This is a genomic window from Schaalia odontolytica (assembly GCF_005696695.1).
Lineage (GTDB): Bacteria > Actinomycetota > Actinomycetes > Actinomycetales > Actinomycetaceae > Pauljensenia > Pauljensenia odontolytica_C.
In genome coordinates this window covers 1096696-1119696 of record NZ_CP040006.1, presented here as the reverse complement: position 1 = coordinate 1119696, position 23001 = coordinate 1096696, and the positions used below count along the sequence as shown (strand labels likewise).

Genomic DNA, 23001 nt, shown 5'->3' with positions numbered 1-23001 from the left:
GGTTGTTGTTTAGTGTTGGCCCATTAGTACCAGTCGGCTCACGAGCACATTGCTGTGCTTCCACCTCTGGCCTATCAACCCGCTAGTCTGGCGGGGGCCTCTCACCCCACGGGGGGGCGTGGAAATCTCATCTTGAAGCAGGCTTCCCGCTTAGATGCTTTCAGCGGTTATCCCTTCCGAACGTAGCCAACCAGCCATGCACCTGGCGGTACAACTGGCACACCAGAGGTTCGTCCATCCCGGTCCTCTCGTACTAGGGACGGCCCTTCTCAAATTTCCTGCGCGCACAGAGGATAGGGACCGAACTGTCTCACGACGTTCTGAACCCAGCTCGCGTACCGCTTTAATGGGCGAACAGCCCAACCCTTGGGACCAACTCCAGCCCCAGGATGCGACGAGCCGACATCGAGGTGCCAAACCATGCCGTCGATATGGACTCTTGGGCAAGATCAGCCTGTTATCCCCGGGGTACCTTTTATCCGTTGAGCGACCACGCACCCACGTGCCATGGCCGGATCACTAGTTCCTGCTTTCGCACCTGCTCGACCCGTCGGTCTCACAGTCAAGCTCCCTTGTACACTTGCACTCGCCACCTGATTACCAACCAGGCTGAGGGAACCTTTGAGCGCCTCCGTTACATTTTAGGAGGCAACCGCCCCAGTTAAACTACCCACCAGGCACTGTCCCCAACCCGGATTACGGGCCAAGGTTGAGGTGACCGCTTGAACCAGAATGGTATTTCAACGACGACTCCACCACCGCTGGCGCGGCAGCTTCACAGTCTCCCACCTATCCTACACAAGTCCAAGCGAACACCAATACCAAGCTATAGTAAAGGTCCCGGGGTCTTTCCGTCCTTCTGCGCGAAACGAGCATCTTTACTCGTACTGCAATTTCACCGAGTTCGCGGTTGAGACAGCGGAGAAGTCGTTACGCCATTCGTGCAGGTCGGAACTTACCCGACAAGGAATTTCGCTACCTTAGGATGGTTATAGTTACCACCGCCGTTTACTGGGGCTTAAATTCACCGCTTCACACCCACAAGGGGTGTTGACGGTTCCTCTTAACCTTCCAGCACCGGGCAGGCGTCAGTGCGTATACATCGCCTTACGGCTTCGCACGCACCTGTGTTTTTGATAAACAGTCGCTTCTCCCTATTCTCTGCGACCCCACAACCCAACACCCACGCAATGGCGGGCGCAAGTCACGGGGTCCTCCTTATCCCGAAGTTACGGAGGAATTTTGCCGAGTTCCTTAACCACGATTCACTCGAACGCCTCGGTATACTCTACCTGACCACCTGAGTCGGTTTAGGGTACGGGCGCGTTATGCCCTCACGTCGAGGCTTTTCTCGGCAGCTTAGGATCACCACAAGTCCACACACGCGTGTGTCCCTCATCAGTTCTCACCCTTAGTGCCTCCCGGATTTGCCTGGGAGGCGGGCCACAACCTTAAATACGCACAACCATCGGCGCACTGCAGCTACCTGTCTGCGTCACCCCTGTTAACACGCTTGCCTACAATCACCGGGGCCCCAGGACCCACACACACCACGCGACCCGAAGGTCATGTGGGGGCGTGAGCAAATTGGTTAGCACAATGACTTCAGCATGGGCGGTCATAACGCGGTACCAGAATATCAACTGGTTGTCCATCGACTACGCCTGTCGGCCTCGCCTTAGGACCCGACTAACCCAGGGCGGATAAACCTAGCCCTGGAACCCTTAGTCAATCGGCGCTGCGGATTCTCACCGCAGATTCGTTACTCATGCCTGCATTCTCACTCCCACACAATCCACCAGAAGTTCCCTCCAGGCTTCACCTCGTGCAGGACGCTCCCCTACCCAACAACACACCGACATCCAGTTCCTGGCGCCAGTTACATGTGTTGTTGCCACAGCTTCGGCGGTACGCTTGAGCCCCGCTACATTGTCGGCGCAGAACCACTTGACCAGTGAGCTATTACGCACTCTTTCAAGGATGGCTGCTTCTAAGCCAACCTCCTGGTTGTCACCGCGACTCCACATCCTTTCCCACTTAGCGTACGCTTAGGGGCCTTAGCTGATGATCTGGGCTGTTTCCCTCTCGACTACGAAGCTTATCCCCCGCAGTCTCACTGCCGCGCTACACCTAATGGCATTCGGAGTTTGGCTGACGTCAGTAACCCATAGGGCCCATCGGCCATCCAGTAGCTCTACCTCCACCAGGGACCACGCGACGCTGCACCTAAATGCATTTCGGGGAGAACCAGCTATCACGGAGTTTGATTGGCCTTTCACCCCTACCCACAGTTCATCCCCCAGGTTTTCAACCCTGGTGGGTTCGGTCCTCCACACAGTCTTACCTCTGCTTCAACCTGACCATGGGTAGATCACCCCGCTTCGGGTCTAGAACACGCGACAAACGCCATATTTCAGACTCGCTTTCGCTACGCATACCCCACACGGGTTAAGCACGCCACGTATCACTAACTCGCAGGCTCATTCTTCAAAAGGCACGCCATCACCCCTCAAGGCTCTGACGGCTTACAGGCACACGGTTTCAGGTACTATTTCACTCCCCTCCCGGGGTACTTTTCACCATTCCCTCACGGTACTATGCACTATCGGTCATCAAGTAGTATTTAGGCTTACCAAGTGGTCTTGGCAGATTCACACGAGATTTCACGAGTCCCGCGCTACTCGGGTACCACACCCACACCACACGCCACCGGTCCGTTTACACGACTATCACGCTCTACGGTCAGACTTCCCAGACTGTTCAACTCCCAACAACAAGTGGTGCGATCCCCCGGCAGAAGGATCCAATATGGCCCCACAACACCAAACACGCAACGGCCGCCGCCTCTCACACGCATCTGGTTTAGCCTCCTCCGCTTTCGCTCGCCACTACTCACGGAATATCTTTTCCTGCGGGTACTGAGATGTTTCACTTCCCCGCGTTCCCCCCATCACCCTATACACGTTCAGATGATGGTAACCCAGCACAACCCAGGTTAGGTTCCCCCATTCGGACACCCTCGGATAATAACGCTCGCTCGCCAGCTCCCCGAGGCATATCGCAGGCCGCAACGTCCTTCATCAGCTCTTGATGCCAAGGCATCCACCGAATGCCCAATAAAACTAAACAAAACACAAAAAACAGTACAGAACAAATATGCTCGCAACCACTATACAAATCACAAACAACCCACCACACACAACCCACACCAACAACTGCTGGCTGGCTGCGCAGGCAACCACCACCACAACGGATGGCGGACGCTCACACGGTGTTGAACGTGAACCCGACAGTGTGTTCATCTGCTAGAACTTTTTATGCCCAACCCAAAAACACGCACCCACACCCACCACCCACCATGAGTGGCGAACACATGCAGGCACAAGAAAACAACCAGGCACAACCCAACAAGCCATGCCGAACTGTTCCCCAAAAATGGGCTCCCTAGAAAGGAGGTGATCCAGCCGCACCTTCCGGTACGGCTACCTTGTTACGACTTCGTCCCAATCGCCAATCCCACCTTCGACCACTCCCCCCGATAAACGGTTAGGCCATGGGCTTCGGGTGTTACCAACTTTCGTGACGTGACGGGCGGTGTGTACAAGGCCCGAGAACGTATTCACCGCAGCGTTGCTGATCTGCGATTACTAGCGACTCCACCTTCATGGGGTCGAGTTGCAGACCCCAATCCGAACTGAGACTGGCTTTAAGGGATTCGCTCCACCTCACGATTTCGCAACCCTCTGTACCAACCATTGTAGCATGCGTGAAGCCCAAGACATAAGGGGCATGATGATTTGACGTCATCCCCACCTTCCTCCGAGTTAACCCCGGCAGTCCCCCACGAGTCCCCACCATAACGTGCTGGCAACATAGGGCAAGGGTTGCGCTCGTTGCGGGACTTAACCCAACATCTCACGACACGAGCTGACGACAACCATGCACCACCTGCACACGACCAACTAAATGCCACCACATCTCTGCAGTGTCGCCGTGCATGTCAAGCCTTGGTAAGGTTCTTCGCGTTGCATCGAATTAATCCGCATGCTCCGCCGCTTGTGCGGGCCCCCGTCAATTCCTTTGAGTTTTAGCCTTGCGGCCGTACTCCCCAGGCGGGGCACTTAAAGCGTTAGCTACGGCGCAGAAACCACGGGTGGCCCCCACACCTAGTGCCCAACGTTTACAGCGTGGACTACCAGGGTATCTAATCCTGTTCGCTCCCCACGCTTTCGCTCCTCAGCGTCAGTAACGGCCCAGAGACCCGCCTTCGCCACCGGTGTTCTTCCTGATATCTGCGCATTCCACCGCTACACCAGGAGTTCCAGTCTCCCCTACCGCACTCAAGTCAGCCCGTACCCACCGCACGCCCCCAGTTAAGCCAGAGGATTTCACGGCAGACGCGACCAACCGCCTACAAGCCCTTTACGCCCAATAATTCCGGACAACGCTCGCGCCCTACGTATTACCGCGGCTGCTGGCACGTAGTTAGCCGGCGCTTCTTTACCCACTACCCTCACCACAACCATTGTTGCGGCTTGACCATGAGCGAAAGAGGTTTACAACCCGAAGGCCGTCATCCCTCACGCGGCGTCGCTGCATCAGGCTTTCGCCCATTGTGCAATATTCCCCACTGCTGCCTCCCGTAGGAGTCTGGGCCGTATCTCAGTCCCAATGTGACCGGTCACCCTCTCAGGCCGGCTACCCGTCAAAGCCTTGGTAGGCCATCACCCCACCAACAAGCTGATAGGCCGCGAGCCCATCCCCCACCAGAAAAAACCTTTCCACCAACCCCCATGCGAAGGCCAGTGAATATCCAGTATTAGCACCCGTTTCCGGGCGTTATCCCAAAGAAGGGGGCAGGTTACTCACGTGTTACTCACCCGTTCGCCACTCATCCACCCAGCAAGCTGGGCTTCAGCGTTCGACTTGCATGTGTTAAGCACGCCGCCAGCGTTCGTCCTGAGCCAGGATCAAACTCTCCGAACAAAAACAAAAACGTTAAAGCCCAGAAAAACCAACCAGAAAACCCGGCCGGCAATCCCAACCAAAAACACTCAAAAACAAAAAACAGGCATAAAAAAACAAACAAACACACTATCGAGTTCACAAACAACACCCACACACCCCAGACAACCAAGCCAAAAACCCAGCCACCAGAGCGGTGAACCACCACCACAAACCCACTCACAAGCTCGCGGCGACAGGTGAATAATCTACTCACCCCCACACCCAAAGTCAAACCAAAACACCGTGACCCCCACCACACACCCCACAAACCCACCAAACACAACGAAAAGAGGGTGCCCGATTGTTATCGGACACCCTCTCTCCCAGAAAGGTCAGCTGAGCTCCAGCACCGCGAGGTTCTTACGGCCCTTACGAATGAGAGCCAGTCCACCGGCGAGAACGTCTTCTTCGCGCAGTACAGCCTCGGGATCCTCAACCTTGACGTTGTTGATAGAGGCGCCGCCGGACGAGATCGTACGGCGTGCCGCGGTCTTGCCCTTCTCAAAGCCGAGAGCAACGAGCGCATCGACCACAGTCGACTCACCGACGGTGAGGGAAGCGCGCGGCAGATCGGCGGTTGCTGCGGCCAGGGTAGCCTCATCAAGATCACGGATGTCGCCACCGCCCCACAGGGCGTCCGTCGCGGCAAGAACACGCTGGAGCTGATCGGCGCCGTGCACGAGCTCAGTAACCGATGCAGCGAGTGCCTTCTGCGCGGCGCGCTGGTGCGGACGCTCGGCGACCTCGACGGCCAACGCCTCGATCTCTTCACGAGACTTGAACGTGAAGATCTTCAGGAAGCGCACGACGTCGTCGTCCGCGACCTGGAGCCAGAACTGGTAGAAGGCGTAGGGGGTCATCATCTCGGGGTCGAGCCAGATGGCACCGCCCTCAGACTTGCCGAACTTGGTTCCGTCGGCCTTGGTAATAATCGGCGTGGTCATCACATGGGTGTCGACGCCCTCGACCTTACGGATCAGGTCGACGCCACCCACCATGTTGCCCCACTGGTCGTTACCGCCGGTTTCAAGCGTGCAGCCGTTGCGGCGGTAGAGCTCGAGGAAGTCATTGGCCTGGAGCACCTGGTAAGAGAACTCCGTGTAGGAGATGCCCTCGTCGGAGGCAATACGGCGGGCAACGATGTCCTTATTGAGCATGGTGCCCACGCGGAAGTACTTGCCGATAGTGCGCAGCAGGTCGATCGCGCTCATCTCCTGCGTCCAGTCCAGGTTGTTCACCATCGTGGCCGCAGCGGGTCCCTCGAAGTCGAGGAACTTCGAGATCTGCGAATGCAGGCGATCCGCCCATCCCTTCACGACCTCGGTCGACTGAAGCTGACGCTCACCACTCTGACGGGGGTCGCCAATCTGCCCGGTGGCGCCGCCAACGAGAGCGAGCGGACGGTGACCGGCGAGCTGAAGGTGACGCATCACGATCAGCTGAACCAGGTGTCCGTGGTGCAGAGACGGCGCGGTCGGATCATAGCCGCAATAGAAGGTGACAGGTCCGGCGTTCAGGTGCTCGCGGAGCGCCTCGAGGTCGGTGTGCTGAGCGAGCAGCCCACGCCACTGCAGTTCGTCCAGAATGTCTGTCACGACAGTTGTCCTTCCTTGCGGATTCGACGGATAAGTACCGTCATAGTGTATCGGCTTGCGAGTACTGGCGTTAGCGCAGCGCCGTAGCCGCCCACTCGCGCGCATCGGCGAGGCCAGTCTCGGCCTCGGCGATCTGCTCACGGACGCGCTCAGGGGCAGTGCCACCACGCCCACGGCGGGCACCGACTGAGCCTTCGACGGTCAGCACCGAACGGACCTCGGGGGTCAGAGCCGCCGAGGCCTGGGCGAGTTCCTCGTCGGTCAGGTCAGCGAGCTCCACTCCCCTGGCCTCGGCCAGGCGCACGCACGCACCCGAGATCTCGTGCGCATCACGGAACGGAACGCCCTGCTTGACGAGCCATTCGGCGATGTCGGTGGCGAGCGAGAATCCCTGGGGAGCCAGCTCATCGAGACGGTCGAGATGAATCGTCATCGTGTCGATCATGCCGGCGACGGCCGGACACAGGACATCAAGGGTGTCGATCTGGTCGAACACCGGCTCCTTGTCCTCCTGAAGATCGCGGTCGTAGGCGAGCGGAATGCCCTTGAGCACCGCGAGCAAACCGGTCAGGTCACCGATCAGTCGGCCAGCCTTACCGCGGGCCAGCTCCGCGACGTCGGGGTTCTTCTTCTGCGGCATGATCGACGAACCCGTGGAGTACGAGTCGTCCAGAGTCACGTAGCCGAACTCCTTCGTATTCCAGATGACAATCTCTTCGGACAGGCGCGAAATGTCGATGCCGATCTGTGCACACACGAAGGCGAACTCAGCAACCACGTCACGAGCAGCCGTGCCGTCGATCGAGTTTTCGACGGAGTCGGTGAAGCCGAGCGCAGCCGCAATGCGACGCGGATCCATACCGAGCGTATTACCGGCGAGCGCGCCCGAACCATACGGGGAGATGGCCGCGCGCTTGTCCCAGTCGCGCAGACGTGCGACGTCGCGCAGCAGCGGCCACACGTGTGCCAACAGGTGGTGCGCAACGAGGACAGGCTGCGCGTGCTGCATGTGCGTACGCCCCGGCATCACCGCGTCACCGGCGCGCACGGCCTGCCCAACGAGAGCCTGGGCGATATCGAGAACACGCCCGGCCAGATGACGAGCCTCCTCACGCAGGTACACACGGATGAGCGTGGCAATCTGATCGTTGCGAGAACGTCCTGCGCGGAGCTTGCCACCCAGCGTCGCTCCGGCTCGCTCGATGAGGCCACGCTCAAGCGCAGTGTGGACGTCTTCATCGTCGGGCGCAGGCACAAAAGCACCCGAAGCAACATCGGCGTCGAGGCGTGCCAAAGCATCGTGCATTTCGGCGCACTCCTGGTCGCTCAACAGCCCAACGCGATGCAGCTCATCAGCGTGCGCGTGCGAGCCAGCGATATCCACGTGCGCCAGGCGGAAGTCGAAGTGCGTCGACACGCTCAGTGCAGCCAGTGCCTGCGAAGGCCCACCAGAAAAACGGCCACCCCACAGCGAGACGTGCTTTTCGGACTGCGACATGAGTTTCCTCCTGGGTCGGTGACAACGATGACGTTCGTATGTCTTAAGAATATTCGAGATGTTGGCGGGCCGCCGACGGCCAGACCACGGGAACCTCGCCCCGGACCTTCACCCACGTCGCTATCACGACGAAGAGCATCCAGTTGCCCTCGAAGAGCAGGCGCGACTCAGTAAACGACTGAATAAACATCGCGATGATGATGACCGCCGGAATAACATCCCACAGGTTGTCGTCGATGTGGGCCACGGCGACTTTCACGACGCGGTAGAGCGTCCAAACGATGGCGACGGTGATCATGGCTGCGCCCACAAAGCCGGTCGTGAGCGCCGCCTCGACGTACACGTTGTGCGCTTGATTAGTCGGCGTCCCATCGGGCCGGATGACGAGAGATGCGAAAGGTTCCATCTCCGTGGGCCAACCAATAAACCAGCCCCACCCGCCGATCGGACGCTGCCTGACGAGCGGCGCCACCGCATGCCAGATGACGGAACGCCCGCTCATGTCAGGGCTACGACCGAAAGCGTCGGCGATCATGTGGCGGCAGAAGAACGCTGCAATCGCGGTAAGAACACCGATGCCTGCGAACATGCCGACGACACGTAGACGCAGGTGCACCGGAACTCGGCGCTGCACGACGAGGCCCGCGATGACGAGGAAGCAGCCGACAGTCGAGAGAGCGACCGTCGCAGACTGCGTCAATAGCAACACTGCACCGCACAAGCCGAGCCACACGAACGTCGATAGCCGGGAGGCCCTCGTCTGCATGTATCGAAGAACTAAACACACCGCCAGAAGCAGTGCGATGAAAGCAAGAGGATTCCTGTTCCCGGGGAACCCCTGGATCGGCCCGCCCTCCAGGAGCAATCCGTCCACCCAGTAGTACGACGCAGGCAAGAGCCCCCTCCCCCACATGATGGGAGGAGCGAGAGGGCCTCGGCCAAAGAAGGCGACCAGAGCCTCGAGAATGAACGAAGAGCCAATAATCCACTGGAAGGCGAGGATCAACGCGCCCACGAGCTCGGTGAGCGGCAGCGCAACGGCCACGGCGATGGAGACGAGCGTCAGAGCCGAGGATAAGACCGCGTATTGCAGGCTTTGTAGAGGGGCCACGGACCACGCGCACGACAGGGCACACCAGGCAACAAAGAGACACGTGGTAGTCGGAAAGCGACGCAGCGACAGCGAGCGCCCGGAGGTACGGAAGAGCACCACAAACGACACAAGCAGGATCAGCATCGGAACAAGCGAGCCAATATCCCCGAAGATGCCACGAACACCTTTGCCGGCAAAGCCGACAAAGAACATCGCAGCAACTGTGTAGCGCATCATGCGCGTGCGCAGGGCGTCGTCTCGATCGCTCCCCACGGCATCGCTCACGGCGCTCGCCTCATACGTCATACACGAAACAGTAAGCGAGGCGGGAGCGGCCTTCTCGCCGCTCCCGCCTCTTGAAACCCAACTGAGACATTCTCTGTGAGAACGCCCTCAACCTATCGTTCAGTAACCCATGTTCACGCCGAAACGCACGTCACGGGCCGCTGCGAGCTTCGACTGCAGGCCGTAGATGTCGATAAAGCCGCGCGACGAGGACTGATCGAAGGTATCGCCGGTCTCGTAAGTCGCAAGGTTGAAGTCGTACAGCGAGGATTCGGAGCGGCGACCGTTCACGGTCGCGCGTCCGCCGTGCAGCACCATGCGAATATCGCCGGAGACATACTCCTGCGTGTGCTCAATGAAGGCATCCATCGACTTCTTGAGCGGCGAGTACCACTGCGCCTCGTACACAAGTTCTCCCCAGGTCTGCTCCAGCTGGCGCTTGTAGCGGCGCTGCATGCGTTCCAGCGTCACCGACTCGAGAGCCTGGTGCGCCTCGATGAGCGCGACGGCACCGGGCGCCTCGTAAATTTCACGGGACTTGATGCCGACGAGGCGGTCCTCGACCATGTCGATTCGGCCGATACCCTGAGCACCCGCACGACGGTTCATTTCCTGAATGGCCTCGAGCGGCGTCACAGGACGACCGTCGATGGCGACGGGGATGCCCTTATCGAAGGTGATGACGACCTCATCAGGCAGCGGCGGGTAGGTCGGGTCGTCGGTGTAGTTGTAGACATCCTTGGTCGGAGCATTCCAGAGGTCTTCGAGGAAGCCGGTCTCAATAGCGCGGCCCCACACGTTCTGGTCGATCGAGAAGGGATTGTGCTTGGTCGTTTCGATCGGCAGGTTGTGCTTCTCGGCGTAGTCGATCGCAACGTCACGCGTCAGCGCCAGGTCACGGACAGGGGAAATGCAGTCCATGTCGGGCGCCATCGAGGTAATCGAAACTTCGAAACGGACCTGGTCGTTGCCCTTGCCCGTGCAGCCGTGGGCGACTGTCGACGCACCAAACTCGCGAGCCGCCTTCACCAGGTGCTTGGTGATGACGGGACGCGACAGTGCCGACACGAGGGGGTACTTGCCTTCGTACAGAGCGTTAGCCTTGAGCGCAGGCATGCAGTACTCTTCCGCGAACTCGTCGCGAGCGTCGGCCACGTACGCTTCCACGGCGCCACAGTCGAGGGCGCGCTGGCGAATGACCTCAAGGTCTTCTCCGCCCTGGCCGACGTCAACGGCGACGGCGACGACCTCGCGGCCGGTCTGCTCGCCGATCCATCCGATGGCGACAGAGGTGTCCAGGCCGCCTGAATACGCCAGGACGACGCGATCTTTGCTCGACATGTGGGTTCCTTCCAATTGTTGGGTTCGTGGTGCCCGGGCAGTGTTCGTATGAACGAGGCCGGAGTTAGTTTTCGGGGAGCGCGCCAGGTTCGGCGAGGGCCAGCAACGAGCGTTCGACGTCAGCCGCGCCTTCTTCGCTACGGCAGATCACGAGGATTGTGTCGTCGCCGGCGATTGTTCCAGCGATCTCATCGCGCCTCACTGCGTCGATCGACGACGCAAGGAGGTTGGCTGCACCCACCTGGGTACGCAGGACGAGCTGGTTTCCCACCTTCACGGAGGTGACAAGGAGCAGCTGGCACCAGCGCGCCAGACGGACGTTGGCAGCTTCAGCGTCGTGGGTCAGACCGCCATCGTGGTCCGGCACTGTATAGATGAGAGCCCCGGACGCGTCACGGATTTTCGTCGCACGCAGGTCCATCAGATCGCGAGAGAGGGTCGTCTGGGTGACGTCAATCCCCCGCTCGGCCAGGCGAGCGCGCAGTCCTTCCTGGCTACCGATCGACTCGGACGCCAGAAGATCGCGGATCATCTCATGCCGCGCACTCTTGGTGCTCGGAAATGCGGGTGTTGCACTCATATGCATGATTATACACATGAATGCATATAAATAAGCAAGCGGGCGAGGGATGTCCCTCACCCGCTTGCTCTCACGACTCTCAGGCCTTCAACGCAGCCGCGATATCGTCGGCCCACGCCTCGATCGCGTCCCAGTCGCGGAAGTCGCCCTCAACGACACCGGCGAGGCGTGCAACCGAGCGCTCGCGCAGCGACAGAAGCGCCGGCTTGTAGCGACCCGGGAAGGTACGCAGCTCACGGCAGTTGACGTGGGTGAGGAGCGGACCGACACGGTTGCCATCCTGCTCCGAGTGCTTCGGCACGCCATTCATGCCGACGGAGAAAGCCCACACCGGCTTGTCACGCAGATCATCCTTGAAGCGCTCCATGAAGTCGTGAGCCTCAGGCATCCACTGGAGAATGTAGACAGCAGAGCCGACAACCACGGCGTCGTAGGGTTCAACCGTGGTCACGTCAGCAGGCGCGACACGATCGACGGTGAAACCCGCCGCTTCGAGGCGCTTCGCGATGGCGTCGGCGACCTCATCCGTCGCCCCGTGCTTTGATGATGCAGTAACAAGGATGTGCATGTATCCATCGTAAAGCGAAGACCGGTCGAATCGATGGGCGCAACGCCCCAAATGAGTGGGGTGCCACACCGCCGATTCGACCGGCCTGTCGCTACGTGGACCTTATGCGCGCAACGACGCCCCAAGGACCTTGGCTGCCTTCGCGACGACCTGCTCGCGTACCTGGGAGGATTCCTTCGCAGTCAGCGTGTGGTCGGCCGCGCGCAGGCGCAGCGCAAAGGCGAGAGAGCGGTGGCCCTCGGGCACCTGATCGCCCTCATAGATGTCGAAAAGCGTCACGGACTCGGCAAGCTGGCCAGCTCCCTGGCGCACGATCTGCTCGACGCGCGACGCGGGAATATCGGAGGGCACGACGAGAGCGATGTCTTCCTTGGCCAGCGGGAACGTCGAGACACCCTTGACCTGGATGGGCGCCTCGCTCATCTGAGAGATCAGCGCATCCATGTCGATCTCGAACGCGCACGAACGGGCCGGCAGGCCGAAGGCGCGGCACGCAGCGGGCGACAGCTCGCCAGCAAGAGCAACATCGACGAGGTCACGGCCAGCGCGCACGAAGACGCGCGCGACGCGGCCGGGGTGGAACGGTGCAACCGCAGCGGGATCCGTCGCCGGAGCAGGTATCGGGGCACCCTTGTGCGCGGGCACCTCATCCATCCAGGCACGGGTCACTTCAACGCGAACGCCGAGACCCGACGCCACGCGACGCACGTACTCGAGGGCGTCGGCCCAGTCGTAAGCGCGGGCGTTCGCCAGGACACCGGCCGGAACAGCCTGGCCGGTCAGAACACCGCCAATGTGCCACGGCTGCGCAGGAATACCAGCTTCAAGCGCCGCGATCACCTCGTCGGAGGGACGTTCCTCGGCGCTGGGCAGGTCCGCCGGGACAGTGCCCGCGGGACGGGCAACCTTGGCGACCTCGAAGATTGCGACATCTGCGTTGGAGCGCGACACGTTACGGCCGGCGACGTCGAGAAGGGTATCGAGCACCGTGGTGCGCAGCCAGGGGGCGTCATCCGCCATCGGGTTGCGCAGGCGCAGGGCCTCGCGACGCGGATCGTCGGCGGGAATGCCCTGACGATCCCAGGTGTCGGACACGAACGGGTAGGACTCGACCTCAACCAATCCGCCATCGGCCAGCGTAGCGGCGGCCAGACGGCGCGCCTTCTGAGCGACAGTCAGACCGTGGCCCGCCGGTGCGGTAGGCATGACCACGGGAATGTTGTCGTAGCCGTCGAGACGCGCGACTTCCTCGACCAGGTCTGCCGGGAGCGTGAGATCGGGACGCCACGAGGGAGCCGTCACCGTGAACGCGCCATTGTTGGGGCCTTCGACGACGCAGCCGACCGTGCGCAGTAGCTCGGCGATGCGCTCGGGAGCGTGGGCAACGCCGGTCAGGCGCTCAACCTCGCCGACGGGCAACGAAATGACGACGGCCTCGCCGCGCTGATCCACGTCGGTGACGCCGGCATCGACGGTGCCTCCGCCGTATTCCAGGAGAAGCTCGACCGCACGCTGGGCAGCCACCGCAGGAAGCTGCGGGTCCGTGCCACGCTCGAAGCGCTTCGCGGCCTCCGAGTGCAGCTTATGCCGGCGCGAGCTGCGGGCGACGGACACCGAATCGAAGTGTGCTGCCTCGAACAGCACGTCGGTCGTACCCTCGCCCACCTCGGAGTACGCACCGCCCATGACACCGGCGATGCCGATGATGCGCGAGCCCTCTCCCTCGGGCGAGTCAGTGATGAGCAGATCCTGGGGGTCGAGCTCGCGCTTTTCCTCGTCCAGGGTCACAAGCGTCTCGCCCGCGCGGGCACGGCGCACGACGATCGGGGCGGCCAGGTCGCCCAGGTCGTAGGCGTGCATCGGCTGACCGAGGTCAAGCATGACGTAATTCGTGATGTCGACGGCCAAAGACAGCGAGCGCATGCCCGCGGCCTCAAGACGCTCGACCATCCAGCGCGGAGTCGGAGCGTTGGGGTTCGTGCCGCGCACGATGCGCGCAACGAAACGGTCCACGCCGACGCGGCTACGGATCGGCGCGTCATCGGAGAAGACGACCGGGAAACCATCGGAGTTTGCCGTCGGCGGCTCAGCCGCGATCACGCCGGGCAGGCCGGGGTCGCGGAAGGAAGCACCCGTCGAGTGCGAGTACTCGCGAGCAATGCCGCGCATCGAGAAGCAGTAGCCGCGGTCCGGGGTCACGTTGATCTCGAGGACCTCTTCACCCAGCCCCAGCCAGGAGACAATGTCCGTACCGACGGCAGGAATCTCGCGGTCCGGGAAGTACTTCGGCAGCACGATGATGCCGTCATGGTCCTCCCCCAGTCCGAGTTCGCGCGCGGAACAGATCATGCCGTCAGAGACGTGACCGTAGGTCTTACGCGCGGCGATCTGGAAGTCTCCGGGCAGAATCGCTCCGGGCAGAGACACGACGACCAGGTCATCAACGTCGAAGTTGTGCGCACCGCAGATGATGCCACGGCTCGGCAGATCCGAGGGCTCCTTGCCGGTGCCCGGGGCGTCGTTGTGCTCGCCGACATCCACGCGGCAGTAGTTCACGATCTTGCCGTTCGATGCGGTCTCTTCCACGCGGGTCAGGACACGACCCACGACGAGCGGGCCGGTCACACGCGCGGGGTGAATCTCTTCTTCTTCCAGGCCAACCTTCACGAGGGCGGCGGCAAGCGCCTGTGCATCCGTCCCCTCGGGGACGTCAACGTGGTCGGACAGCCAGCTCAGCGGAACCATAGGCATGTCAGTTACCCCTTCCATTCACTCCGAACTGCTGGGAGAAACGAACGTCTCCCTCAACGATGTCATGCATGTCGGCGATGCCGTGACGCAGCATCAGCGTGCGCTCGATACCCATGCCGAACGCGAAGCCCGAGTAGACCTCGGGGTCGACACCGTTGGCGCGCAGCACGTTCGGGTTGACCATGCCGCAGCCGCCCCACTCGATCCAGCCGGGCCCGCCCTTCTTCTGGGGGAACCACAGGTCCATCTCGGCGCTGGGCTCCGTGAACGGGAAGTACGAGGGACGCAGACGGGTCTTCGCCTCGGGACCGAACATGGCCTTGGCAAAGTGGTCGAGAACGCCCTTCAGGTGAGCCATCGTCAGGCCCTTATCGACGGCGAGGCCCTCCACCTGGTGGAACACCGGCGTGTGGGTCGCGTCGAGCGCATCGGAGCGGAAGACCTTGCCGGGGCAGGCAACGTAGAGCGGCACGCCGCGCGACAGCATCGCGTGCGACTGAACCGGAGAGGTGTGAGTGCGCATCACCAGGTGCGCGCCGTCCTCGGTCTCGGCGCCGACACTACGGCCATCGATGTAGAGCGTGTCCTGCATCTGGCGCGCGGGGTGATCGATGTCGAAGTTTAGGGAGTCGAAGTTGAACCACTCGTGCTCGATCTCCGGCCCTTCGGCAATATCCCAGCCCATCGCCACGAAGAAGTCGGCAACCTCTTCCATCAGGGTCTCGAGGGGATGACGTGCACCCGCCGGGCGACGCGTGGTCGGCAGCGTCACGTCGACGGACTCCTCGACCAGCATGCGAGCCTCATGCTCAGCGGCGAGAACGGCCTTGCGCTCCTCGAGCGCCTCGGTCAGAGCCTTGCGCGCCTGTCCGAGGTTCTTACCGGCGAGACCGCGCTGCGCGGGTTCCAGCGAGCCGATCGTACGATTCGCGGTCACGAGCGGAGCCTGATCGCCAAGGATGGCGGCTCGGACGGCCTTCAGGGCGTCAAGCGAATCCGCAGCTTCGATATCGGCGAGGCCGGCCTCGCGAACGGCGTTAACGGCTGCCTCGTCAAGAGGATCAAGGTCAGGGGCATTGCCAGCCATGTCCTGCTTCCTTCTTCTTTCCATCTGGGGTCATTACTGCGCGCATCACGCGCACCGCCCACCATCCTACCCGTTCGCCTCTCCTCACAGCTCACCGGATCCACGGGCGCGCTACCCTGTAAGACGTGAATGCGCTCTCGCGCTCCAACAGCTCACCGAAGGATTTCCGTGTCCCACATTTCGCAACCGGAGGGCGGGGCCCCAGCCTCGTCGCAGACGCCAGCCCTGTTTTCCGCTCAGCGCGTGCGCATCCAGCATATCGCGGGTGCTAAGGCCGAAGGCATTCCCCTCACGATGCTCACCGCCTACGACGCTCTCACCGCCCCCATTCTCGAGGCTGCGGGCGTGGACATGCTGCTCGTCGGCGATTCGCTCGGCAACGTGATTCTCGGCCACAGCTCGACGCTGCCCGTCACCCTGGAGGACATGGAGCGCGCCACCGCCGCCGTTGCTCGTTCGACCTCGCGCGCCATGATCGTGGCGGATCTGCCTTTTGGCACGTACGAGGACACGCTTGAGCATGCTTTTGCTTCCGCAACGCGCCTCATGAAGGCCGGGGCACACGCAGTGAAGCTAGAGGGCGGGCAGAGCCGCGCCCATATCATTGCGGGCCTCGTCTCGGCTGGTATCCCCGTGTGCGCACACCTGGGCTACACGCCCCAGTCCGAAAACACCCTGGGTGGCCCCCGCATGCAGGGCCGTGGAGCCGGCGCCGATGCGCTTCGCCGAGACGCCGAGGCCATCGAGAAGGCCGGCGCCTTCGCCGTCGTCTTCGAGATGGTACCAGCATCGATTGCCACCGAATTGACCGAGAGCCTGAGTATCCCGACCATCGGTATCGGCGCAGGTCCGAACACGGACGGCCAGGTGCTCGTCTGGTCCGATATGGCTGGCTACTCCGAGTGGACGCCGTCATTCGTTCGCAAGTTCGGCCAGCTCGGAGCAGCCCTGCGCGAGGCTGCATCAGAGTACGTGGAGGCCGTGCGCGAGCGCTCCTTCCCCGGACCCGACAACTACAAGAACGACTGACGCTACCCGATCGCAGGAGGAACACCCCATGGAAGCATCCGCACTCGCTCGCCGCGCCCCTTTGGGCACTTTGAAGCCGGGACGCGTCTCACCGATGCGTGCGGTCCCCGAGCACATCGAGCGCCCCGAGTACATGTTCCACGACGGACCCGAGCGCGTCACCGCCTCGGAGATCAAGAGCCCCGAGACCATCGCGAAGATTCGCGAGGCCGGACGTATCGCGGCGGGCGCTATCGAAGCCGTCGGCGCCGCAATTGCCCCCGGTATCACCACCGAGGAACTCGACCGCATCGGCCACGAATTCCTCATCGCGCACGACGCCTACCCTTCATGCCTGGGCTACATGGGCTTCCCCAAGTCCATCTGCACCTCCATCAATGAGGTCATCTGCCACGGCATTCCGGACGACCGTCCACTCGAAGACGGCGACATCATCAACATCGACATCACGGCCTACAAGGACGGCGTCCACGGCGACACGTGCGCAATGTTCGAGGTTGGCACCGTCGACGAGGAGTCGCACCTGCTCATCGAGCGCACGAAAAACGCGATGATGCGCGGCATCAAGGCCGTCCGTCCGGGCCGCGAGATCAACGTCATCGGTCGCGTCATCGAGGCCTACGCGAAGCGCTTCGACTACGGCGTGGTGCGCGACTACACCGGACACGGAGTCGGCGAGGCCTTCCACTCCGGACTGATCATCCCTCACTATGACGCAGCCCCGGCGTACGACACGGTCATGGAACCCGGCATGGTCTTCACGATCGAGCCGATGCTGACACTCGGCACGGTCGAGTGGGAGCAGTGGGACGACGACTGGACGATCGTGACCGCCGATCGTTCCCGCACGGCCCAGTTCGAGCACACGATCGTCGTCACAGAGGATGGGGCTGAGATTCTCACCCTTCCGTGACCCTCATTCTCCGAGGCCCGCCTTTGACTCTCACAGTCTGAGGCGGGTTTCGCTATTGGTCGTGACATCCCATACAATTCGGGTACGACGGGCTTCAGGGGCTCGCGGACAACAGGATTTCATTACCCGAGGAGGGGTCATGGTTCAGGTCGCATGCGGCATCGATATCGGTGGATCGGGCGTTAAGGGCGCGCTCGTTGATCTGGAAACCGGAGAGTACATCGGCGATCAGGTTCGAATCCCCACCCCGGATCCCGCGACGCCCGACGCCGTCGCCGCGGTGTGCCGCGAGGTCATCGACCAGCTCGACGTCAAAGTCGGCGTTCCGATCGGCGTGACCTTCCCCGCTCCCGTCTTTGACGGCGTCATTCCCTACATGGCGAACCTTGACCAGTCGTGGGTCAACGTCGATGTGGACGAGCTGATGGAGCGCTACCTGGGACGCGCTGTCGTCGCGCTCAACGACGCAGACGCGGCGGGCATCGCCGAGGTCGCCTATGGCGCAGCCAAGGGCCGCGACGGCGTCATCGTGTTTACGACCCAGGGCACGGGCATCGGTTCGGCGATCATCGTCAACGGCACGCTCCTGACCAACACCGAGCTCGGCCACCTCGAGATCGACGGCACCGACGCGGAGAAGAACGCCTCCTCGGGTCAGAAGACCCTCCAGGGCCTGAATTGGGAGCAGTGGGCGCAGCGCCTCCAGCGCTACTACGGTCACGTCGAGTTCCTGCTCAACCCCGACCTCTTCGTGGTCGGTGGCGGCGTATCTGAGAACCACGAGAAGTTCATGCCGCTCCTGGATCTGAAGACCCCGATGATCCCCGCGAAGCTTCTCAACACCGCCGGCATCGTCGGCGCCGCCTACTACGCGGCACAGCACAGCGCCTGATCGCGGACGCACCGAGCACACAGAAGGACCCCGACGCGAGTCGGGGTCCTTCTGGCATCTGTCGGCCTATACGCCGGGTTCTGTCACGCACGCCGTTACCGGCCGTGCGGTGGCGACCATCTATCTAGGACCGTCGTTACCGACGGCCTCCAGCAACCTACCCGCAGGCATCGGACGGGCCGCCCTGCCTGCTGCTCGGTCTTGCTCCGGGTGGGGTTTACCTAGCCGACGCAGTCACCTGCGCCGCTGGTGAGCTCTTACCTCACCTTTTCACCCTTACCGCCGCATACGCGCCGGTGGTTTGTTTTCTGTGGCACTATCCCGCGGGTTACCCCGGGTGGCTGTTAGCCATCACCCTGCCCTGTGGAGCCCGGACGTTCCTCGAGCGTTTCCGCGCGCGGCCGCCCGGCCGGCAGATCCGCATCGATCATAGCGCGCATGGCCGCGCCCCCGCGATAGGGTGGTCACCATGCTGATCTGGTTGCCCCCGTCAGAGGGAAAGAACGCGCCTGCGCACGGCCCGTCTCTCGATGTCAACACTCTGTCCCGCCCCATCCTCGCATCGAGCCGCCGCGCCGTGTGCGAGACTCTCCAGGCCCTCGGGGACGGTCCCGAAGCGGCTGCCGTCCTGAAGGTCGGCGCAAGAATCGACCTGTCCGTCAACACCGCGCTCGATTCCGCTCCCTGTGCCCCGGCCTCGTCGCTGTTTACCGGAGTCCTCTACGAGGCGATCGAGGAGTGCGCGCCGAACGCGTGGTCGGGCACAGGTGCGGCGCACGTGTCGATCTTCTCAGGGCTCTTTGGCGTCCTCTCCCCCAGCGACGTCATTCCGGACCACCGCCTTGCGATGGGAGTATCCCTGCCCGACCTCGGTGTCCTGTCGACCTGGTGGGCGCCGCGACTCGATGAGGCCCTGTCCCCCGAGGCATCGGAGCGGATCATCGTCGACGGCCGATCCGGCCCCTATCGCGCCGCGTGCAAAGCACCGTGGGCGCGCGTCTGGGAGCTGCGCGTCGAGCGCGAGGCGGACGGCAAGCGCTCGGTCATCTCCCACGATGCGAAGCGTTGGCGCGGCGCCATCACCGGCCTGCTGCTGGCCTCTGACGGCTATCGGGCCGAAGAAACCTTGGCAGCGGAGAAGGCCCTGGAGGAGGCCGCGTACTCGCTGTCACTGGCTGACGCGAAGGGACACGAACACCGCGTCACTGACGTGGAATATGGCCCCGAAAAACAGACAAAAAAGGGCGGATCGACACGCACAGTAACGTTGGTCACGCACTGATAGGTAGGCTATCCTTTTTCCGGAACCTGCAGGGTGCAGGACCGGCCGAGGCATCGGCCATCAAGCGGAAACCATAGGCATGATCAACGAGGACTACCTGGCCAATATTCGGCCCACCCACCGTCAGCTTCAGTGGCAGAAGATGGAGATGTACGCGTTCATCCACTTCGGCATGAACACGATGACGGACCGCGAGTGGGGCGAGGGCCACGAGGATCCGGCGCTCTTCAATCCGGGCAACGTCGATGTCGATCAGTGGATGCGCGCCCTCGTCAGCGCCGGCATGACCGGCGTGATCCTCACATGCAAGCACCACGACGGGTTCTGCCTGTGGCCGTCGGCCTACACGAAGCACTCGGTGGAGTCTTCGCCGTGGAAGGGCGGGCGCGGCGACCTCGTGCGCGAGGTGTCCGATGCGGCCGCGCGTCACGGCCTCAAGTTCGGCGTGTACCTCTCCCCCTGGGACATGACCGAGCCGACCTACGGCCAGGGCGAGGCCTACAACGACTTCTACATCAACCAGCTTATCGAGCTGCTCACCCACTACGGCCCGGTCTTCTCCGTGTGGCTGGACGGCGCGTGCGGCGAGGGCCCCAACGGCAAAGTGCAGGTCTACGACTGGCAGCGCATCTACGACACGGTTCGCGCGCTGGCACCCGAGGCCGTCATCTCCGTGTGCGGCCCCGACGTGCGCTGGTGTGGCAACGAGGCCGGCTCTGTGCGAGCCAACGAATGGTCGGTCGTTCCGGCTTCTCTGCGCGAGGCCGAGCGCACCGCGGAGAAGTCTCAGAAGGCCGACGACGGCGAGTTCTCTCGTCAGGTGGCTTCCGGCGACGAAGATCTGGGCTCGCGCGAGGCGTTGGCCGACTATTCTGGCCCTCTTGCCTGGTACCCCGCCGAGGTCAACACCTCCACGCGTAAGGGCTGGTTCCACCACGACGTCGAAGACTCCCAGGTGCGCAGCGTCGACGAGCTGTTCTCGATCTGGAAGGGCTCGGTCGGCGGCAACGCGACGTTCCTCCTAAACGTGCCCCCGAACCGCGACGGTCTCCTCGCGAACGCCGACGTTGAGGTCCTGGCACGCCTGGGCGAAAAGATCGCGGACTTCCGCTCGCGTCGCATCGAGGCATCGCGCGAGGACGACGGCGACGTCGTGACCCTGCGCTTTGATGAGCCGCGCACTGTTGGCGCGATCGTCCTTGAGGAGGACATCGCCCAGGGTCAGCGCATCGACGAGGCCGTGGTGACCGCGTGTGTCGACGACGACTATGAGCAGCAGATTGCTCGTGTCCAGTGCGTCGGATACCGCCGCATCATCACCCTGGAAAAGCCCGTGACCGCCACCCAGGTCCGGGTGACGGTCACGAAGAGCAGGCAGGGCTTCTACCTGGCGGACGCCTACGCTATCGAGGCCTGAGCCTCAGCGCGGCGTGTTCGCCGCCGTACGCACGACGATCTGTGCCGTGTCCTCGGTCAGGTAGAGCTCGTCAGCGGGCGTCAGGCGAATACGCTCAAGTTCCATCGGGCTCAGGTCGGCGGCGACGCCGATGCCGTAGCCATCACGGACCTCGATGACGGCGAGAGCGCCGTTGCGGCGGCGCGCATCCTCGTACTCCTCGAGAAGGTCCGCGGGCAGACGATCGGCGAGTTCACGACGTGCTGCGATGACGCGACGCAGTTCCTCATCGGAATCGGCGACGTCGGCCTCGAACTGGGCCTTGAGCGCCTCGATGTCGGCGGCGATGGCCTGAGCTTCGGCCTTCATCCGTTCCTGAGCCGCGCGGGCTGCCTCGACGCGTTCCTCGGCCTCCACCTGATCGTCCTCGAGCTTGGCGAGGCGGCGGTCCATCTGGGCGATCTCGTGTTCCATGGCCGAGATATCGCGCAGGGGGACCTGGTTGTTGTCGATACGGCTCTGCTGACGCTTCCGACGCTCAGTGACCTTCGCGATCTCATCCTCAATGCGAGTCACCTCGCGCATCGTGTCCGCGATAACGGCGCTCTGGCTGATCGCGGCGCGCTGAAGGTCAGCGACGCGGCCCGCAAACTCACGCACCGTCTCATGCGCGGGGTGAGAATCGCGCTTGTGGCGCAGCGCCGACTCCTTCTGGTCGAGCTTCTGGAGCTCGAGAAGCTCGAGCTGGTCGGTGTGCGATGCTTTCACGCTAGTTCTCCCTGGGTGACTCGGTGGCTGGTCCATGGCTCGGTGACAATCGTAGAGACTTCGACGCGAAGTTCCACATCGGCGGCGCGGGCGGCCTCGCGAATCTTGCGCGCGAGGACGGGGAGCCACGGGGACTCCGTCGCCCAGTGGGATCCGCACAGCAACGCGGGAGCGCCGCCCTCGAGGTGCTCGGAGGCGGGGTGATGGCGCAGGTCTGCCGTGAGGTACACGTCAACTCCAGCGGCGCGCGCCGCCTCGAGCGCGCTATCCCCCGCACCGCCCAGAACGGCTACACGCCGGACCGTGGCGTTCTCGTCGCCGCCAACAAACAGACCCGTGGGTCCCGCAGGCAAGACGGATGCCACATGGTCTGCGAAGGCACCGAGCGTGGTCTCGGTGACGGTGCCGACGCGCCCCAGGCCGATCTCGTGTCCCTCGGCATCGGTGCCACACGGCTCCAGCGGCACGGTATCGCGCAGGCCGATCAGATCGGCGAGCGCCGTCGCGACGCCGTCGCAGGCCACGTCAGCGTTGGTGTGAGCGTTGAACAGTGCGATACCGGAGCGGATCAGGGTCGTGACGACGCCGCCCTTCGGGTCCGTCACGGGCAGGAAGGACGCGCCGCGCAGGAGCAGCGGATGGTGGGTGATCACCATGTCGAAAGACTGCTCATCACCGGAGGGACCGGCGACGGCCTGGTCCGCGATGGCCGCCGTAGGATCAAGCGCGAGAAGGATCGAACGCACGGGCGCGGCAGGGTCGCCGACAATGAGACCAACCCGATCCCAGGACTGCGCCGTAGCCGCCGGATACCAGGACTCCATGAGTGCCATGACGTCACCGACAGTCCAATTCGAAGTGGACGTATCGACCGCGGTCGTCGGGCCGTTGAGGTGAGACGAAGACTGCATGCGTC

General features: G+C 62.6%; 15 protein-coding genes, 2 rRNA genes and 1 other RNA gene. 5 read left to right on the top strand and 13 right to left on the bottom strand.

Annotated features, from left to right (window positions below):
- Positions 1 to 4 precede the first annotated feature (4 nt).
- The 10 genes from FBF35_RS04915 to pheS form a co-directional block, all read right to left on the bottom strand.
- Positions 5 to 3129 (bottom strand): 23S ribosomal RNA (locus tag FBF35_RS04915).
- A gap of 319 nt (positions 3130 to 3448) precedes the next feature.
- Positions 3449 to 4986, bottom strand: a 16S ribosomal RNA gene (locus tag FBF35_RS04910).
- The 16S and 23S rRNA genes sit together here, the layout of an rRNA operon.
- A 353-nt stretch (positions 4987 to 5339) precedes the next feature.
- Positions 5340 to 6602, bottom strand: a complete 1263-nt coding sequence (gene tyrS, locus FBF35_RS04905) for a tyrosine--tRNA ligase (protein ID WP_060567151.1) — start codon at positions 6600 to 6602, stop codon at positions 5340 to 5342.
- 70 nt (positions 6603 to 6672) lie between these two features.
- Positions 6673 to 8100: an argininosuccinate lyase gene (gene argH / locus FBF35_RS04900; protein WP_060567150.1), complete on the bottom strand. Its 1428-nt coding sequence runs from the start codon at positions 8098 to 8100 to the stop codon at positions 6673 to 6675.
- Between the two features lie 43 nt (positions 8101 to 8143).
- Positions 8144 to 9499, bottom strand: a complete 1356-nt coding sequence (locus FBF35_RS04895) for an O-antigen ligase family protein (protein ID WP_060567148.1) — start codon at positions 9497 to 9499, stop codon at positions 8144 to 8146.
- A 99-nt stretch (positions 9500 to 9598) separates the two neighbouring features.
- Positions 9599 to 10819: an argininosuccinate synthase gene (locus FBF35_RS04890; RefSeq protein ID WP_003792771.1), complete on the bottom strand. Its 1221-nt coding sequence runs from the start codon at positions 10817 to 10819 to the stop codon at positions 9599 to 9601.
- 64 nt (positions 10820 to 10883) lie between these two features.
- Positions 10884 to 11405 (bottom strand): arginine repressor, encoded by a 522-nt coding sequence (gene argR / locus FBF35_RS04885; RefSeq protein WP_034466489.1) that lies wholly within the window; start codon positions 11403 to 11405, stop codon positions 10884 to 10886.
- 73 nt (positions 11406 to 11478) lie between these two features.
- Entirely contained in the window at positions 11479 to 11967 is a 489-nt protein-coding gene (locus FBF35_RS04880; RefSeq protein ID WP_060567146.1) for a flavodoxin domain-containing protein, read from the bottom strand.
- 102 nt (positions 11968 to 12069) lie between these two features.
- Positions 12070 to 14718: a phenylalanine--tRNA ligase subunit beta gene (gene pheT / locus FBF35_RS04875; RefSeq protein ID WP_060567144.1), complete on the bottom strand. Its 2649-nt coding sequence runs from the start codon at positions 14716 to 14718 to the stop codon at positions 12070 to 12072.
- Between the two features lies 1 nt (position 14719).
- Positions 14720 to 15805: a phenylalanine--tRNA ligase subunit alpha gene (pheS, locus tag FBF35_RS04870; RefSeq protein ID WP_060567142.1), complete on the bottom strand. Its 1086-nt coding sequence runs from the start codon at positions 15803 to 15805 to the stop codon at positions 14720 to 14722.
- Positions 15806 to 15973: 168 nt separating this feature from the next.
- Here pheS and panB point away from each other — a divergent pair, with 168 nt between their 5' ends.
- The 3 genes from panB (at position 15974) to ppgK (ending at position 18639) form a co-directional block, all read left to right on the top strand.
- Positions 15974 to 16834, top strand: coding sequence for a 3-methyl-2-oxobutanoate hydroxymethyltransferase (gene panB, locus FBF35_RS04865; protein WP_060567140.1), 861 nt, complete (start codon positions 15974 to 15976; stop codon positions 16832 to 16834).
- A gap of 28 nt (positions 16835 to 16862) precedes the next feature.
- Complete coding sequence (gene map / locus FBF35_RS04860; protein ID WP_187348974.1) at positions 16863 to 17747, top strand: type I methionyl aminopeptidase; 885 nt, start codon at positions 16863 to 16865, stop codon at positions 17745 to 17747.
- A 139-nt stretch (positions 17748 to 17886) separates the two neighbouring features.
- Positions 17887 to 18639 (top strand): polyphosphate--glucose phosphotransferase, encoded by a 753-nt coding sequence (ppgK, locus tag FBF35_RS04855; protein ID WP_138134110.1) that lies wholly within the window; start codon positions 17887 to 17889, stop codon positions 18637 to 18639.
- A gap of 53 nt (positions 18640 to 18692) precedes the next feature.
- Here ppgK and rnpB read toward each other — a convergent pair.
- Positions 18693 to 19056: RNase P RNA component class A (gene rnpB, locus FBF35_RS04850), an RNA gene on the bottom strand.
- A gap of 52 nt (positions 19057 to 19108) precedes the next feature.
- Between rnpB and FBF35_RS04845 the strand changes: the two genes are divergently transcribed.
- On the top strand, positions 19109 to 19921 hold the full coding sequence (locus FBF35_RS04845) for a YaaA family protein (protein ID WP_060567208.1): 813 nt from the start codon (positions 19109 to 19111) through the stop codon (positions 19919 to 19921).
- 79 nt (positions 19922 to 20000) lie between these two features.
- Positions 20001 to 21338, top strand: coding sequence for an alpha-L-fucosidase (locus FBF35_RS04840; protein WP_060567136.1), 1338 nt, complete (start codon positions 20001 to 20003; stop codon positions 21336 to 21338).
- 3 nt (positions 21339 to 21341) lie between these two features.
- Here FBF35_RS04840 and FBF35_RS04835 read toward each other — a convergent pair whose 3' ends face one another.
- Both FBF35_RS04835 and FBF35_RS04830 read right to left on the bottom strand, forming a co-directional pair.
- Positions 21342 to 22085, bottom strand: coding sequence for a zinc ribbon domain-containing protein (locus FBF35_RS04835; protein ID WP_060567134.1), 744 nt, complete (start codon positions 22083 to 22085; stop codon positions 21342 to 21344).
- A complete protein-coding gene (locus tag FBF35_RS04830) occupies positions 22082 to 22996 on the bottom strand; it encodes a Nif3-like dinuclear metal center hexameric protein (RefSeq protein ID WP_060567132.1) in 915 nt (304 codons plus the stop codon). Before FBF35_RS04830 ends, FBF35_RS04835 begins: the two co-directional genes overlap by 4 nt.
- Positions 22997 to 23001 lie beyond the last annotated feature (5 nt).

Excerpts from the sequence above, each read along its gene's own strand:
- FBF35_RS04830 (WP_060567132.1), bottom strand. The coding sequence starts at position 22,996 with ATGCAGTCTTCGTCTCACCTCAACGGCCCGACGACCGCGGTCGATACG.
- FBF35_RS04845 (WP_060567208.1), top strand. The coding sequence starts at position 19,109 with ATGCTGATCTGGTTGCCCCCGTCAGAGGGAAAGAACGCGCCTGCGCAC.
- pheS (WP_060567142.1), bottom strand. The coding sequence starts at position 15,805 with ATGGCTGGCAATGCCCCTGACCTTGATCCTCTTGACGAGGCAGCCGTT.
- ppgK (WP_138134110.1), top strand. The coding sequence starts at position 17,887 with ATGGTTCAGGTCGCATGCGGCATCGATATCGGTGGATCGGGCGTTAAG.
- map (WP_187348974.1), top strand. The coding sequence starts at position 16,863 with ATGGAAGCATCCGCACTCGCTCGCCGCGCCCCTTTGGGCACTTTGAAG.
- argR (WP_034466489.1), bottom strand. The coding sequence starts at position 11,405 with ATGCATATGAGTGCAACACCCGCATTTCCGAGCACCAAGAGTGCGCGG.
- FBF35_RS04895 (WP_060567148.1), bottom strand. The coding sequence starts at position 9,499 with ATGACGTATGAGGCGAGCGCCGTGAGCGATGCCGTGGGGAGCGATCGA.
- FBF35_RS04890 (WP_003792771.1), bottom strand. The coding sequence starts at position 10,819 with ATGTCGAGCAAAGATCGCGTCGTCCTGGCGTATTCAGGCGGCCTGGAC.
- argH (WP_060567150.1), bottom strand. The coding sequence starts at position 8,100 with ATGTCGCAGTCCGAAAAGCACGTCTCGCTGTGGGGTGGCCGTTTTTCT.
- FBF35_RS04880 (WP_060567146.1), bottom strand. The coding sequence starts at position 11,967 with ATGCACATCCTTGTTACTGCATCATCAAAGCACGGGGCGACGGATGAG.
- FBF35_RS04840 (WP_060567136.1), top strand. The coding sequence starts at position 20,001 with ATGATCAACGAGGACTACCTGGCCAATATTCGGCCCACCCACCGTCAG.
- pheT (WP_060567144.1), bottom strand. The coding sequence starts at position 14,718 with ATGCCTATGGTTCCGCTGAGCTGGCTGTCCGACCACGTTGACGTCCCC.